The 14,851-nt window shown below is 44.7% G+C and carries 17 protein-coding genes; 9 read left to right on the forward strand and 8 right to left on the reverse strand.

Annotated elements, in window-relative coordinates; all coding sequences use genetic code 11:
* The first annotated feature begins 76 nt into the window (after positions 1 to 76).
* The 4 genes from NT073_RS25065 to glgX all read left to right on the forward strand — a co-directional run bounded on the left by NT073_RS25065 (position 77) and on the right by glgX (position 3,893).
* Positions 77 to 787 carry an OmpA family protein gene (locus NT073_RS25065; protein WP_297379131.1) on the forward strand — a complete coding sequence of 237 codons (711 nt, stop codon included), beginning with the start codon at positions 77 to 79 and terminating at the stop codon, positions 785 to 787.
* 68 nt (positions 788 to 855) lie between these two features.
* The gene (locus NT073_RS25070) at positions 856 to 1,074 is read left to right on the forward strand and encodes a DUF2945 domain-containing protein (RefSeq protein ID WP_297379133.1); all 219 of its coding nucleotides are present in this window, start codon (positions 856 to 858) and stop codon (positions 1,072 to 1,074) included.
* A gap of 100 nt (positions 1,075 to 1,174) precedes the next feature.
* Positions 1,175 to 1,630, forward strand: a complete 456-nt coding sequence (locus tag NT073_RS25075) for a PA2169 family four-helix-bundle protein (RefSeq protein ID WP_297379135.1) — start codon at positions 1,175 to 1,177, stop codon at positions 1,628 to 1,630.
* Positions 1,631 to 1,766: 136 nt separating this feature from the next.
* On the forward strand, positions 1,767 to 3,893 hold the full coding sequence (glgX, locus tag NT073_RS25080; RefSeq protein WP_297379137.1) for a glycogen debranching protein GlgX: 2,127 nt from the start codon (positions 1,767 to 1,769) through the stop codon (positions 3,891 to 3,893).
* A gap of 72 nt (positions 3,894 to 3,965) precedes the next feature.
* Here the strand turns inward: glgX and NT073_RS25085 are convergent, their stop codons facing one another.
* From NT073_RS25085 to NT073_RS25110, 6 genes are all read right to left on the reverse strand, one after another.
* Complete coding sequence (locus NT073_RS25085; RefSeq protein WP_297379149.1) at positions 3,966 to 4,697, reverse strand: DUF3891 family protein; 732 nt, start codon at positions 4,695 to 4,697, stop codon at positions 3,966 to 3,968.
* Between the two features lie 127 nt (positions 4,698 to 4,824).
* Complete coding sequence (locus NT073_RS25090) at positions 4,825 to 5,328, reverse strand: pyridoxamine 5'-phosphate oxidase family protein (protein WP_297379151.1); 504 nt, start codon at positions 5,326 to 5,328, stop codon at positions 4,825 to 4,827.
* A gap of 95 nt (positions 5,329 to 5,423) precedes the next feature.
* Positions 5,424 to 5,840, reverse strand: coding sequence for a four-helix bundle copper-binding protein (locus tag NT073_RS25095; protein ID WP_297379153.1), 417 nt, complete (start codon positions 5,838 to 5,840; stop codon positions 5,424 to 5,426).
* A 29-nt stretch (positions 5,841 to 5,869) separates the two neighbouring features.
* Positions 5,870 to 6,082: a DUF2188 domain-containing protein gene (locus tag NT073_RS25100; RefSeq protein WP_297379155.1), complete on the reverse strand. Its 213-nt coding sequence runs from the start codon at positions 6,080 to 6,082 to the stop codon at positions 5,870 to 5,872.
* A gap of 291 nt (positions 6,083 to 6,373) precedes the next feature.
* Positions 6,374 to 7,852, reverse strand: a complete 1,479-nt coding sequence (locus tag NT073_RS25105) for an ATP-binding protein (RefSeq protein ID WP_297379157.1) — start codon at positions 7,850 to 7,852, stop codon at positions 6,374 to 6,376.
* 88 nt (positions 7,853 to 7,940) lie between these two features.
* The gene (locus NT073_RS25110) at positions 7,941 to 8,381 is read right to left on the reverse strand and encodes a response regulator (RefSeq protein ID WP_012925368.1); all 441 of its coding nucleotides are present in this window, start codon (positions 8,379 to 8,381) and stop codon (positions 7,941 to 7,943) included.
* A 595-nt stretch (positions 8,382 to 8,976) separates the two neighbouring features.
* On the opposite strand from NT073_RS25110, the gene NT073_RS25115 reads away from it, so the two are divergent.
* Positions 8,977 to 9,621, forward strand: coding sequence for a porin family protein (locus tag NT073_RS25115; RefSeq protein ID WP_297379160.1), 645 nt, complete (start codon positions 8,977 to 8,979; stop codon positions 9,619 to 9,621).
* Between the two features lie 71 nt (positions 9,622 to 9,692).
* On the opposite strand, the gene NT073_RS25120 is transcribed toward NT073_RS25115, so the two are convergent.
* The gene (locus NT073_RS25120; protein ID WP_297379162.1) at positions 9,693 to 11,165 is read right to left on the reverse strand and encodes a sigma-54 dependent transcriptional regulator; all 1,473 of its coding nucleotides are present in this window, start codon (positions 11,163 to 11,165) and stop codon (positions 9,693 to 9,695) included.
* A gap of 101 nt (positions 11,166 to 11,266) precedes the next feature.
* Complete coding sequence (locus tag NT073_RS25125; RefSeq protein WP_012925365.1) at positions 11,267 to 11,641, reverse strand: response regulator; 375 nt, start codon at positions 11,639 to 11,641, stop codon at positions 11,267 to 11,269.
* Positions 11,642 to 12,134: 493 nt separating this feature from the next.
* Here NT073_RS25125 and NT073_RS25130 point away from each other — a divergent pair, with 493 nt between their 5' ends.
* The 4 genes from NT073_RS25130 (at position 12,135) to NT073_RS25145 (ending at position 14,793) form a co-directional block, all read left to right on the forward strand.
* Positions 12,135 to 12,302: a lmo0937 family membrane protein gene (locus NT073_RS25130; protein ID WP_297379165.1), complete on the forward strand. Its 168-nt coding sequence runs from the start codon at positions 12,135 to 12,137 to the stop codon at positions 12,300 to 12,302.
* 445 nt (positions 12,303 to 12,747) lie between these two features.
* Complete coding sequence (locus tag NT073_RS25135) at positions 12,748 to 12,999, forward strand: YtxH domain-containing protein (protein WP_012925364.1); 252 nt, start codon at positions 12,748 to 12,750, stop codon at positions 12,997 to 12,999.
* Positions 13,000 to 13,048: 49 nt separating this feature from the next.
* Positions 13,049 to 13,423 (forward strand): YtxH domain-containing protein, encoded by a 375-nt coding sequence (locus tag NT073_RS25140; RefSeq protein ID WP_297379168.1) that lies wholly within the window; start codon positions 13,049 to 13,051, stop codon positions 13,421 to 13,423.
* 224 nt (positions 13,424 to 13,647) lie between these two features.
* A complete protein-coding gene (locus NT073_RS25145) occupies positions 13,648 to 14,793 on the forward strand; it encodes an efflux RND transporter periplasmic adaptor subunit (protein WP_297379170.1) in 1,146 nt (381 codons plus the stop codon).
* Positions 14,794 to 14,851 lie beyond the last annotated feature (58 nt).

The following is a 14,851-nucleotide window of genomic DNA, read 5'->3' on the forward strand; positions in this document are numbered from 1 at the left end:
ACCATCTCTTAACCACTCCGGTCAAAATGGTACAGCATTTGGGTAAGTACAGCCAGTACCAAATGTTCACAACACTATGAATTATCAGTTGAAATCAGCCGGAAAAAAATCCCTTGCGGTGCTTATGGCCGCGGGTATTCTATCAGGTAATGTTTTAACAAGTTGCAAATCATCCAAACGATTAAATCAAACGCAGCAGGGTGGCGTCATTGGCGCCAGTAGTGGTGCCGTCATTGGCGGCATATTAGGCAATAAAACGGGTAACACAGCTTTAGGGGCCATTTTAGGCGCTACAGTTGGTGGTGCAGCCGGTGCCGTTATCGGTCGGCGGATGGATAAGCAGGCCGAAGAGATGAAACGCCAGATGCCTAATGCCCAGGTAGAACGGGTTGGTGAAGGCATAAAGGTTTCACTCGGATCAGATATTTTGTTCGACGTCAACTCGTACGCATTGAAGCCCGAAACGAAGCAACAACTGATCGAATTCGCCAGATCGCTTAATAAATATGAGGATACAGATATTCGAATTGAAGGTCATGCTGATGCAACGGGATCGGATTCTCACAATTTAGAACTTTCGAAACAAAGAGCTAAGGCTGTTGGTAGTTTCCTTGAATCGCAGGGCGTTAAAACTTCCAGAGTCGATGAGATTGGCTACGGAGAAGCGCAGCCGGTAGCCGATAACAGCACCGAAGCAGGACGTCGTAAAAACCGTCGGGTCGATGTGGCTGTTTTTGCCAACAAGCAATTACAGCGGGATGCCAAAGATGGCAAGATCGGCGAATAACAAGCGTAGGATGGTTGTGTAGTGTGTTTGCAACCACCCGACTTTATTCATTTCTAAATACGTCGCATATGACAACGGTAAAGAAAGGGGACGAAGTGACCTGGAAATACGGAAAAGGAGTAGCCGAAGGCACAGTGGCTGAAGTGCACACCGAAGATGTAGAAAAAAAGGTACAGGGCACTACGGTAAAGCGTAAAGGCTCTAAAGAGGAACCTGCCCTCATCGTGAAACAAGGCGACAAAAAAATTGTGAAGTCGGCTAGCGAAGTCTCCAAGAAAAAGAAGTAGACAGCCAATTTCAATTCAGTACCTGTTAACAAGCACTTTCTGATTTACTCAACCATAAGATTACCAGTTTTAATTAATACTCGACAAAACATACAGAAACATGAATGTAAAGGAAACAAGAGGAGAAATCCTGGATCAGCTAAACCGCCTTTTAACGATCAGCCACGACGCTGAAAAAGGATATAAAGAAGCCGCAGAAAACGCAAAAGACAACGACCTTAAAAGTCTTTTTCTGGAACAGTCACGTCAGCGGGGTGAGTTTGCCCTTACGCTGGATCGGGAAATCCGGGCATTGGGTGGTGAGCCGGACAACGGCACCAGCATTGCCGCTGATTTGCACCGTGCCTGGATAAATATTAAATCGACATTTGCCTCCGACGACGATAAAGCTACCGTTCAGGAGTGCCACCGGGGCGATCAGGAGGCCCTTGAGACATATAATACGGTATTGCAGGAAACCGATCTGGTTGCCAGCACCCGTGAGTTATTGCTCCATCAAAAACAGAGCATCGATTCGGCCAATGCAACGATGGCTCGTTTGGCCTTGGTAGTGTAGTGAATGGTGGGATTGGAAAGCCTACCTCCGTTGGGGGTAGGCTTTTTTGTATCCGAACAACTGAAAACAATCTTAACGCACAGGCTGTTGATTTATTAAAGACTTACTATTAGGTAAACATTCATTTACACATGTTATGAGTAAACATTCCAAATCGGATTTCTCTTTCGAATCTATACACTCCAAACCGGGTAAACCTTACCCTTTAGGCGCTACGTATGATGGCGAAGGGGTGAATTTCACACTTTTCAGCGAAAACGCGACCGCTGTTCATTTATGTCTTTACGATCCGGCCGATCCTAGCCACGAAGTAGTACGGATTCCGCTGGAAGAGCGTACAGAATTAGTCTGGCACATATATCTTGATGGCTTACAGCCCGGCCAGCTCTATGGCTACCGCGTTGACGGTCCTTATGAACCACAGGCGGGCCACTTCTTCAACCCGAATAAACTGTTGCTCGACCCGTATGCTAAAGCCATAAATGCCCCTGTAAACCACAACGATACCTGGCTCGGCTACGATTATAAAAAGATGGCTTCTGAACGGGAAGCCAATGAGCCATTGTCCATGAGTACTGAAGACAGCGGCCCCACAATGCCGAAAAGTGTTGTGGTAGATTCGGCGTTTGATTGGGAAGATGATAGTGCGCCCGACACGCCCCTGCACCGTTCGGTCATTTATGAGATGCATGTAAAAGGATTTTCATACCTGCATCCAACTATCGACGAAAACACTAAGGGTACGTATGCCGGCTTGGGTCAGCCTGAAAGCATTGACTATTTAAAGAAACTGGGCATTACTGCCGTTGAGTTATTGCCTGTACACCAGTTTACGGACGAGAGCTATTGGGGCTACAACAGCATCGGCTTCTTTGCTCCCCAGAATACTTACTCATCGTCTGGAATGGCGGGGCAGCAGGTCAACGAGTTCAAGCAAATGGTCAAGAATCTGCACAAAGCAGGTATAGAGGTTATTCTAGATGTAGTTTATAACCATACCGCTGAAGGTAACCAATTAGGGCCCCTGCTTTCATTCAAAGGAATTGACAACCGCGTGTATTACCATCAGGTAGGCGACAATCCCGCTTATTACATGGATTATACGGGTACCGGCAACACATTTAACCTAAGCCATCCTCGTGTGCTGCAATTGGTTATGGATAGCCTGCGCTATTGGGTTACCGATATGCACGTCGATGGATTCCGCTTTGATCTGGCCTCTGCTTTGATTCGCACCGACGAGGAGTTTGGCACGGTCTCGTCTTTCCTGGACACAGTGGCTCAGGACCCGATTTTAGCCTCTGTTAAGCTCATTGCCGAGCCCTGGGATATTCAGTCTTATCACGTTGGCGGTTTCCCGGTCAGCTGGTCGGAGTGGAATGGTAAGTACCGGGACACCCTCCGAGGCTTCTGGAAGGGAGATGAAGGCAAAGCTGCTGAAACGGCCGTCCGCCTACTGGGCAGTCCCGATTTGTACGCCAACGACGGTCGCTCTCCGGCAAATAGTATTAACCTCATCACGGCTCATGACGGCTTTACCCTCAACGATCTGGTTAGTTATAACGAAAAGCATAACGAAGCCAACGGTGAGAATAATAACGACGGTTCGAACGACAACATGAGCTGGAACTGTGGTGCCGAAGGCCCAACCGACGACCCAGCCATTAATGAACTACGCGAGCGCCAGAAACGCAATTTTCTGGCAACCATGCTGCTCAGCCAAGGTACGCCAATGCTGGTAATGGGCGACGAATGCGGTCGTACACAGCACGGAAATAATAACGGCTATAATCAGGACAGTGAAATCAGCTGGATGGACTGGCACTGGAATGAAACTCAACAGGCCTTGTTTGAATTCACGAGCCAGTTAACCGCTTTGCGTCAGGATATCCCGTTGCTGAGCCGACGCCGGTTCTTCGAAAGCGAACAGATCGCTTACTTGTTACCCGACGGCGGAGAAATGTCCAGCGATGATCTACATAATCCACATACGCACTGCCTCGCACTTTTTATTGACGGGATGCGCGTAACGGAACAGACTGAAGATGGCCAGGATATCGGGGATGAACAGTTGATCTGGATTTTAAACGCTTATTGGGAGACCGTACCGTTCATGATTCCCAAAATTGGCCGAAAGAGCAAAGATTGGGAGGTTATTATGGATACCAATTCAGGCAAGGTATTTCCGAAAGAGATGACTATTAAAGGCGGTCATTCAATAGATGTGGCGGGCCGCTCGTCAATGTTATTACGACTCAAATAAGCGGATTAACTATAAAAAAAGCCATAACAGACCGTTATGGCTTTTTTTATGACTCACAATTGAACCCACGCATTATTTACTCTCACAAAATGTCCACTCTTTAACACACACTGGTGCATCCTGAAGGGCATTATATAGTTGCTTGTCGTTTTTAAACACTAGCTGGTCCAGTTGAAAGGATTCCACATGAACGTCGAACGAAGGCGATTTAAATGGCCAGGGTTCCATCACTAAAGTGCCATCGGTTCGTTGATGAATAAAATAAGGCGCCCCGTCTGGTCCCAGACTAACTTCCAAACGGCGTCCTTCCGGCGGAACCTGACCAAGACACAGTATCAGAGACAAGGCATCGCACCATTGAAGAAATGCATAAGCATAGGCGGCTTCTTCCTTTGTCGCGTTCAATTCGCTGCGCCACTTTGTCTGGTTGCTAACTTGCTGATCCAAGTACTCATCCAGTGCCTTATCGGTTCCCCGCTTCGATTCGTAGAGAAACGTAGTATGCATTGACATGAGCAGGGCGTTCCAGCGGCTTTTTTGTAAGCCGATCTGAATCATTTTCCGGCACTGCTCCACTGAGTACTCCAGAATTTTAAAGTGCAGAGGGGCTCCGGCCGTTGTCAGGTGGTTACGACCCTCCCACGCATCCTGCCCGTCGTCATGCTCTGTCAAGGCGATCAGGGTTTCAACCCAATGAACGGGTCTCTCGTCAATCTGCCATTCTAAGGCGAGCTGAACGGCCAGTAAGCCATGCGCCTGCTGGTTAATGATTTCCCAACCTTCGTCCGTTTGTGTAACAATCATAAGAAAGAGTAAAAGCGCAACGGGAAGAAGGGGACAAAAGAAAGGGACAGCATGGGCTGTCTTTTTCTCTTACGTCCCCTTCTTGTCGTTACGCCTTCAAATAAAGTGAGTGACTACTAACCGGTACCTAGTTGTATACTTTTTCGTTTTCGCCCATTTTGGGTGGGTTACCGGTTACCGCAGCGGTAGCCTGCTGCACCAGCCGAACCATTGTACTCGAACTAGCACTCCAGTATTCGGCCATGTGGGTATTTACTTTCAGAAGGATTAACTCAGGATCGTCTTTTCCCTTCGGAAACCAGGCCTTGGCCTGCGGATTCCAAAGTTCATCAATTTTGGCCCGGTCGTCCAGCTCTTCCGCAGTACCAGCTATAGATACATAGCTGGCATCTCCAACATCAGCAAAAGAGAGGTTTACATGCTTGTTGTTGTTGTCAATTTGATCTACTTTCGGTGATGTGCGTTGCGTAAAAAACCAGATGGTTCCGTCTTCATCTACCTGAAGAGCAGCCATTGGACGACTTACCAGATTACCCTGCTCATCGACAGTTGTCATCATTGCAATACGAATGTCGCCAATCAGATCAGCGACTTTCTCAAGCTTTTTATTTGTTTGTGGCTTTGTTTCCATAACGTTATGTTGTTGGGATTTAAAACAGACTGTGGTTAATCAATAGCACTTGGCCAGACTGGCTAAGTACTATCAATTAACCACAGCTTGGTTAATTAGTTATAAAGCGTCTCGCGAAGATCAATTCCGTAAAACAGGGACGCGGGCGTAACAGTTGGGTTCTTAGCGTCTAGTTCAGTCTGTGAGCCCATGTCGATGATGCTGACGCAGCTACAGATTGTTTGCTTGCACATTGCATAAACTTGCTGAGCACGCTCGGAGTTAAACTGTTCTACTTCCTGTGCGCACTTCTCACATACTTCAATACAGGCTTGCGCCAGCAGACGTGCATTTTCCGAGCCTCGTACATATAATATAGCCAGGTTCCGGCACATATCAGCACAATCCAGATTTAAAAAAATACTCCGGTAACAGTCCTCAATATTGTCACAGTTCGAACATTCAGTAGCGAATTCATTACAGAGTGTAGCGCAGCTGGTTAGTGAATCGTAGATGGTTTTCTTCCAAATCATGGTTAGTAATGGCTTGAGATTAGTGTTGGTTAGGCAAATGTTCGTACCGCTAATGTGGACCAATCGGCATGAGATGCTTCCAGTCGAGCCCAACGACGAGCCTCTTCAATGCTTATGGCTACTATACGCTGGCCATCCAGTTGCCCCTGTTCCAAAAGCCGGTTGGCAACTTCAATGGCTTTAGCCCGAGTACTCGGATTAAGCGACCGCATAGCCGCCGGAAAGTGATTGACAGTCCACATAATAATTGGATGAAGGTTACACAATCAATAGCGCATATTGTGCCACTTCTTTATAGTGTTAAAAGTGTAAATCACATATACAGCATAACTATCTGTATAACAGCAGCATATCGCAAAATGATTTAGTTTTTATTTATTGTGATTCTGTAGGAAATAAAGTGAGTATGTAGAAAACCGCTAGCTAGATGTGTAGAAAAATACCCAATCAATTCCACAAAAAAGCCAGCCCTAGTCATGGGCTGGCGATAAGCGTTGCGTCAAGTAATACTACAAGGGCGAGTAGACGATGGGCTATTTTGGAAAGTAAAGTCTAAAAGTAGTTCCTAATCCAACCTGGCTTTCTACCTCAATAGACCCCTTGTGGCTATTTATAATGTTCTGTGTAGCCGTAAGGCCCAAGCCCATGCCGCCTGATTTGCCTGTAAAAAACGGGTCAAATAAGCGTTGCCGGTCTGTTTCGCTGATTCCCCCGCCATTATCGGTCACTTCAACATAAACTCGTTTGTCTTCCGTACAATTTGTCTTTACACATAATATGCCCTTCCCTTCCTGCATGGCTTCAACCGCGTTGACCAATATATTGAGCAAAGCCGTTTTCACCTGATCCCGATCAATAAGCGCCTGGCAATCATCTTCCAGAAAACTTGTTTCGAGCCTCATACGCTTAAGCTTAATGCGGTCGCTTACAAGTTGGAGTGTTTCTCTGACAACCTGATTAAAGTCCTGTTTTTTACGGTCGAGATCACGTGGTTTCGACGAGTTAAGCATCTCTGTAATGAGTTGCCCGATACGGTCTACGTTCCGACCAATAATGTCTGTAAACATAGTTACATACTCATTGTCGGTATCCAGTTCATCCTTTAGCTGCTCCAGTGCCAGACTAAGATTAGTGAGTGGATTGCGAACCTCGTGCGCGATACTTCGGGCAATTTTCCCGGTCATCGTTAGCTTTTCGGCCAAAATAAGGTCCTGCTGTGCCTTTTTCTCATCGGTAATATCGCGTACAATACCCTGGTACCATTCTGGCCGGCCCACCAGATCTTCAACTGCCCATACAGAAATAAGACAGATTCTTTTGCGCCCGGTTCGATGAATAAGCGTCGTTTCAAAGTCTTTGATCTGTCCGTGTTCCCGAACATTGAAACGAAGGTTACGCAGTTGATTCAGGTCCGAAAAAAGGCGTGCTGGATTAAGAATACGCAGTTCGTCGCGACTGTAGCCCAGCAAGCGTTCGACAGACGAGTTAGCATCCTGAAAACGAAGTTCATTACTAGCCACAAAAATGGCATCGATCGACCGTTCGAACAGGGAGCGGTATTTATTCTCTTTCTGAGCTACTTCAGCCAGCACACTCGCCTGGCGAAGGGCATAACGAATACTTCGTCCAAGCAACTGGGCATCGATCCGGCCTTTAACTAAATAATCGGCAGCACCCAGCTCTAGCGCAGACTGATCTACGGTGAGATCATCCTGACCAGTAAGTAGAATCATAGGGGCTCGGCATCCCCGTCGAAAAGCTTCCTGAATAAGGTCGATTCCGGTATGGTGCCCTAACCGGTAATCGACTAGATATACGTCGTGCTTATGGGCGTCTATAGTCTCTAACGCGAGATCATAGCTGTCTACCCAATCCAGCTTAATTGTTGCATTTTCTCTGGCCGACACGAGCGCTTTTGTCAGCAGGTAATCATCTTCGTCGTCTTCGATCAGAAGCACACGAATCATTTCTTCCTCATCAGTAACATCGAGTAAAGCCGTAACAGGAGTCATAAAGGCAAGCAGTTAACAAATCTTGGTAAACAACAGGCAGATACGAATACCAGTGAACTGATATTGTACTAAAGAACCTGAGTACAACTTATGGCAATTTAACGGTATCCATCCAGTAGGTCTTGAGGGCACCAACCATTTCAACCAACCGGTTAAAGTTGAATGGTTTTGTAACGAATGAATTTACGCCTAATGTATAAGTCTTCAATATATCTTCATCAGCTGAGGATGTTGTCATAACGACAACGGGTAATCGACGCAATTTGGAGTCGTCTTTAATTTCACTAAGTGCCTGGAATCCGTTCTTTCGCGGCATATTCAGGTCAAGAATCAGTAGGTCGGGCCAAGGGGCATTCTGTTCAGTATAACGACCTTTACGATGCAGATACTCCATTAAATCCTCGCCGTCTTCAACGAATTGAATAGTTTGTGTGTATCCACTCTGTCGAAGGGCGCGTTCCATGAATAAGCGATCATCGGAATCGTCATCAGCAATCAGGATGGTCATAAGGGCTTGCTTACGGTGCATACGGTTAAATTGGATAAAGAAGTTACGGCAACCTGGATTTATTGACTCTTACGCCTGGGTAGGTAATTGGTAAACGGCTTATCGCGCTTAAATCAACACGCAAAATCCATTTCAATTAATTTGGAAGCTGTTCTTTCTTTCAAAGATACTCAAAAACCTTGTTTTTTTTATTGGGCAATCTGCACTAGACCATATGTTATTTTATTTAAAATTCTTTTACTCAATTTACGCTATACTGTTCATTTTGATTAACTCTAATAAAATTATTTATAATAAAAATAGATATCTTATTACTTACCCCTTTTTTTGAATCAATTTATTAATTATAATATATAAAAAACAAGCAATCATATACTTAATATATTTTATAGGCTAGTCAAGAAAGACTGACTGAATGTTTCTACAAAATGGGGAATTTACTCCGCATCTTGTCGATTAAAGCCTCATAAAGTTCTAATGCTTTTTCGTTCACAAATAGGTATAATACAATGTGATAGGCCTTTTAGAGCCAGCTTGCAGGGTATTGGCACGATTTTAACCTATTGTGAAATGTTACAGATAAGTTTATAATCTGTTTTCTAATTCACTAATTGTTATGAAAAAGTTAGTTAACACCCTACTGACAAGTGCCGTTTTACTAACCGGTACAATTGTTTTTAATTCGTCGGATGCTCTGGCTCAAGGCCGGACACGAGTTGGTATCAAAGGTGGCTTGAATGCCAGTTCCTTATTCTACGACAGCCAAGGTGCAACCAATAAGAACGAACGTATTGGTTACCACGTGGGTGTGTTTGCACAGGCACCTATTGGGGAGTTTTTTGCCATTCAGCCTGAATTGCTGTACATGACGAAAGGGGCATCAGCTGATTTTAATGTATTGGGCGTTAATGGAAAAAACACTTTCAAATTAAACTACGCCGAATTGCCGGTTCTAGCGACGTTTAAACTCGGCCAGGCTGTTGAGCTTCAGGCGGGTCCTTACGTATCTTATCTTCTGAACTCGAACATCAACTCCAACAGTGATTTTGGTACGGGCACAGCGGCAATTAACCGGGATAATTTTAATAAAGTTGACTACGGTATTGCAGGCGGTATTAATCTTTATTTTGGCAAAGCATTTATCGGAGCCCGTTACGAACAAGGTCTTCAGCAGGTTGCTAACAGTGGAGCAGCTAAAACATTATTGGGAAGTGCCAAAAATGGTGTTGGTTTACTTTCAGTAGGTTTCAGCATTAATTAATTAATCTCTTACAAGCTAAAAAAGCCAAACGTATAATACGTTTGGCTTTTTTAGCTTGTAAGAGATTAATATTACAGATGGATGTCGTAAGCCTTTAATTTGTTGTATAAAGTCTTGCGGTCAATATTAAGCACTTCAGCTGCTTTAGTTTTATTATAACCGGTTTTTTCCAGCACCTTCAGAATGGCAGCCCGCTCGGCATTTTCTGAAACTGATTTTAAATTGGCAGCCGACTGACTAAAAACCGGCACACCAGGTCGGGCCGGGTCGTAATTGATTTGAATAGCTGATGCTCCGGTGTCTTCCGCCGTTAAGTACTGGGGAGATATAATTTCCTGGGGTAATACGTCGGCTTCAATGTAATCTCCTTGTGTAAGCAGTACGGCCCTCTTTACTACATTCTGCAACTCACGCAGGTTACCGTGCCAGTAGTACTCCTTGAGCTTTTCTTTGGCTTCCTCCTCAAACCCCAGGATGTCCTTTTCCAGCTGCTGGTTAGCCGATTCAAGAAAGTGCTCGGCAAAAATCATGACATCGGCCTTCCGCTCACGCAGGGGTGACAGATGCATCTCAAACTCAGCAATGCGATGATAAATGTCTTCCCGGAATTTACCTTGCCGTACCGCTTCGCGGAGGTCCTCATTCGTAGCAACGATGATGCGTACATCAACCGGAATGTCCTGATTGCTACCAATACGCCGGATTTTACGCTCCTGTAATACCCTGAGCAATTTGATCTGGTTATCGTAGGATAAATTGCCTATTTCATCGAGAAAGATGGTTCCGCCGTTGGCATATTCGAAGCTGCCCGCCTTATCAGACATGGCACCAGTGAACGACCCTTTTACGTGGCCAAACAACTCGCTACCCGCTAATTCTTTTCCTAAGGCTCCACAGTCAATGGCTACAAAGGGTTTATCTGCCCGTTTGCTTTTTAAGTGAATAGCATTGGCAACAAACTCCTTACCTGTACCAGTTTCGCCCGTAATAATAACCGACATATCGGTTGGCGCAATCAGATCAATATGTTTCTGGAGTTGTTCGGCTGCCCGGCTCTTTCCAAAAATAAACCGTTTGCCATCGGGCGTTAACGACGACTTCCCCGATGTTGCTTTAACAGTGCTGGATTTAACAACCGGTACTGCAGTCGGGGTTACCGTCTTAGCCTGACTCAAGGATTGTCCACGACGTTCGAGTGCTCCTTTAATGGTGTACAGGATTTCGTCGGGGTAAAGTGGTTTGGTTACATAATCATACGCACCGTGTTTAACTGTTTGTACAGCAACACGCACATCGGAGTAACCAGTAATGATAATGACAGCAGTTGTCGGATGCATCACCTTGATACGGCGAAGCATTTCAAGACCATCTATATCGGGAAGTTTAAAATCGCAAATAACTAATTCAAACGATTCTTTACGCAACAGAACGAGACCATCATCCCCCCGCTGAACCGATGCCGTCTTATACCCCTGCTTTGTCAAAAAACGCTCTAGAAGCAGACATATGTCGTTGTTATCGTCAATAATCAGAATTTTTTCCATGAAGAGGAAGAAGCTTGTTCAAATAGACCACGCCCGGGCTAGTTAGCACAGCGTTGTGTGCAACGGGAGTTAGCCCTCGTTGGCTTTATGAACAAAGTTACTCAAACCTGAATGGTTTGCAATGCTGTCTCAACCGAGCGACGGGTGAATGGTTTACCAATAAAATAATCGGCTCCCTGCTCCGTTGCACGTCGTCTTTCAGCCTGGCCATCAAAGGCACTTATCATAATTACTTTAGCCTCATTTTGCCCGTCCTTAATAAACGGAAGCAAATCGAATCCTAGTCCATCCGGCAGATTCAAGTCCAGGAATATAGCATCAAACTGCTGTGAATCCAGCCATTGACGGCCTTCTTCTATAAAATGAGCACAGGTAGGTTGATAACCTAACCGACGTAACAGTCCAGATAATAGCAAGCATATATCCGCTTCATCATCGACAATCAACACTCGTTTTGCAAGAGCTGTTGTATTCATTACGGTTGGTCTAAATTGCTGTCCCGCATTAACGCCTATTATCGGTCTTACCACGGTATATTTTGTTTTCTAAAATTTCTTACTTACTTCTTTCTATATAAAATATGATGCCGAAAATTCATACTCCATCATAAAATAAGCGTGTTATAACAACTAAAGGCCAATAACTTAACTGATTGTGAATTAATACTGCTTAAATTAGGTGTAATTCGTTTTAAGGAGTTTCACCTAATAGGGGTACAGAATGGGCTATTTTTCTACGAAAATTCCCCATATGTAGAAATTTTTCCACACATCTACATGTAATTCCACCCCCAATGAAATTTATGGCATTTGAATTAATACTTGTCATATTAGCTCATTTCCAAGCTTATAGGGTCATTTTGTCAATAGACTCAACCTCAACAAATGAATTTATTGGTAGTTGGCACAAATTTTTCTCTATGCCTTTACGATTGCAAAATGGCTTATTCTGATTTACTCACGAAATTTAATGGGAAACCTTCTTTACACAATAGCCGTAGTGCTTGTTATCATATGGCTCCTGGGATTCCTGGGGGTTCTGGGAACAGGCATTGCGTCTAGCAGCTTAATCCACGTCTTGTTGGTAATTGCCGTAATCGCAATTATACTCCGATTGATACAAGGTAGAAGCGTGTAGAGAAAAAAGTACCTAAACGATACTGACAAAGTAACCTTAAATAGGTTATATAAGTCTAAACAGCATTCCTATTCATTTAGGTGATTTCATTTTAGGTTAAGTACAAGTTACGGTGGGTACGGAATCCCTGCGCCAAATTGAGCGCGGGGATTTTTATTTTATATGCCTTGGGCTTAAGGACGTCATGGCTTGTTTAATCATAAATACGTATACTTGTCTGGCTAAAGCTTATTTTCCAATCTATCATATGGGGTATCAGTTGCGTAAATCGTGGACGGCCTTGTGGAAAAAAGTCCTCACCAAAAGTAAAGTGAGTCAAGACCTTCCTACATATCAATTGACTCACCATCAAGTAGTTAATCCACTAAACGAATTACTGGTATAAAATTTTCTACCCATCTGTCATTGATAACTCAGTAACTCATTCACATAAGTTTCAGAAACTATGAAAGCATTGCCAGGAATATTAGTAGGTTTAGCTGTTGGCGCTATTGTTGGAATATTACTCGCTCCAGAGAGCGGCCAAAAGACGCGCAAACGCATTTCGTCAGAGTCTGACTCATTCTTTAAGGATCTCCAGGATCAGCTCCAATCAGGTTTGGAAAGCATCAAGAGTCAGTACAACGAGTATGTTGATTCGGCTACCGAAAAAACCCAGGATGTCGTCAATCAGGCCAAACGCAAGGCAAGACAATAATTCATTTCACTATTTTTATCTACCAACTCACCTAAAAACAGGCAAAATCATGAGAAGCACTAGAGATTTTCTAACCGGTATTATCACAGGCGTTGTTATTGGTATTTTAACAGCTCCGCGTAGCGGCAAAGAAACAAGAGATAAATTAACTGAAGAAGCAAACAAACGTTCCGGTGATCTGAAAGATCAGTGGGAAAAGGGAGTTTCTCAGGTTAAAGAAGGATTTGAGCAGGCAAAAACACAAGTAAGCCAGTATACTGAAAAGGCAAAAGATCAACTCAATCAGTATAAAGACCAAGCTCAAGCCTCAGTCAATACGAACAAAGAGAATATTAAAGGTCAATATAATGACAAAGTTGACGAACTGGCCGACGATGCTCGTGAAGGTGTAGACGACGCTCAATCTTCATTTAAAGTCAGTTAAGTAATACTCTTGATTTACTCAACGTTTTTGAAAGAAACCTCCACTGGCCTCCAGTGGAGGTTTCGCTTGTTAAAGGGGTTTAACAATCTTTTAATTTTGGTTTAAGAGGGGTTTAATTATTGATCTGGACTTTTGTAACGCAAAACATAGCCATGAACAGACACCCACTTTCCCCGATAAATAGCTACCAAATTTATACTAGGTGGCTCAGATTACGCCATCGATTGGTCTGGATACAGAATCAGTTAATCGTTGGGCAGCCTACCAAATTTCTCAGCCCTATCCGGACTGGTATTCAGGTCCTAACAGGCGTTTTGCTGCTGTCGGGTTTAATGAGCTGCCATAGTGAGTCGAAATCAAATGAAGCCTCTACTGATCCATCCCACCGGGAAACCAACCTGCTCGCCACTGCTACGTTTGATACCGCAAAGCTAGAGAACGCAAAAAATGAGCTTAACCTGACGGGTAAGATTACCTTCAACCAAGACCAGGTGGTTAAAGTGTTTCCATTGGTAGGCGGCCATATTGAAACCCTGAAGGCAGACTTAGGTGATTACGTTCGAAAGGGGCAGGTACTGGCCGTAATTCGCTCTGGTGACCTTGCCGACCTCGAACAACAGGCCGTAGCCGCTCGCGGTCAATTTGCCGTTGCGCAGAAAAATCAGCAGGTGACAGAAGACATGACCAAAGCCGGTCTAAGTTCACAGAAGGACTTGGTAGCCAGTCAGGAACAGCTGCAAGCGGCTAAGGGCGAGCTTAACCGTGTTGCCGAACGACGGCGGATCGTTGGTGGTACGGGCTCTGTTTACCTGGTCAAATCCCCCATGAGTGGCTTTATCGTCGAGAAGTCAGCCTCGTCGGGTATGGAGCTTCGTTCCGATGACCCCGAGAACCTCTTTACCGTGTCTAACCTCGACCACGTTTGGGTATTGGCTAACGTTTACGAATCCGACCTGGCTAACGTACACGAAGGTGACGCAGCTACAATAACCACAATCTCGTATCCCGACAAGGTTTTCCACGGACGAATTGACAAGATTTTCAACGTCCTTGACCCCGACAGTAAAACCTTGAAAGTGCGGGTCACGCTCGATAACGCTGATTACCGCCTTAAGCCCGAAATGTTTGCCAACGTAAGCGTTACTTATGCCGGCCGTGACCAGCGGGTAGCCATTCCGGCAGGAGCTGTTGTATTTGACAAAAACCGAAATTTCGTCGTATTGGCCAATAAGGAGAATCAGCCTGTCGTTCGCGAAGTCGAAATTTATAAAACCATCGGCACTAAAACTTACCTTTCAAGCGGCATTGCTCCCGGCGATCGGGTCGTAACAACCAATCAACTGTTAATCTATAACGCGCTTGGAAGCTGATAATGCACGTAAGTATATTCAACGAAAAAGGCCTGCTCAACTCCAGCAGGCCTTTTTC

The organism is Spirosoma sp. (assembly GCF_026391055.1).
Taxonomy (GTDB): Bacteria; Bacteroidota; Bacteroidia; order Cytophagales; family Spirosomataceae; genus Spirosoma.